Origin of the sequence: Pseudoalteromonas sp. RB2-MNA-CIBAN-0110 (genome assembly GCF_040309305.1) — a bacterium.
GTDB lineage: Bacteria > Pseudomonadota > Gammaproteobacteria > Enterobacterales > Alteromonadaceae > Pseudoalteromonas > Pseudoalteromonas arctica.
This window is the reverse complement of sequence record NZ_JBEOOQ010000168.1, coordinates 1-275: the sequence shown is the minus strand read 5'-3', so window position 1 is coordinate 275 and position 275 is coordinate 1. Positions and strand designations below refer to the sequence as shown.

Annotated in this window: 1 tRNA gene; it reads left to right on the top strand. The window is 46.2% G+C overall.

Going from position 1 to position 275, the window contains the following annotated elements:
• Nucleotides 1-170: 170 nt before the first annotated feature.
• Nucleotides 171-246 (top strand) — tRNA-Gly (locus AAEY68_RS21025).
• The last annotated feature ends 29 nt before the right edge of the window (nucleotides 247-275 follow it).

The window sequence follows — 275 nt, the reverse complement described above, 5'->3', positions numbered from 1 at the left end:
TAATCCACAGATAATGCGGTACTAGCTCAGTTGCTAGAATGTTGAACGCGACCTGTCGCGCACCAACGTAAAATGACTGAAGAAGTAAAAATGCGGTACTAGCTCAGTTGCTAGAATGTTGAACGCGACCCGTCGCGCACCAACGTAAAATAACTGAAGAAATAAAAAATGCGGTACTAGCTCAGTTGGTAGAGCGCGACCTTGCCAAGGTCGAGGTCACGAGTTCGAGCCTCGTGTACCGCTCCAATTTCTAACCAAAAGAAATTGTAGTGTTG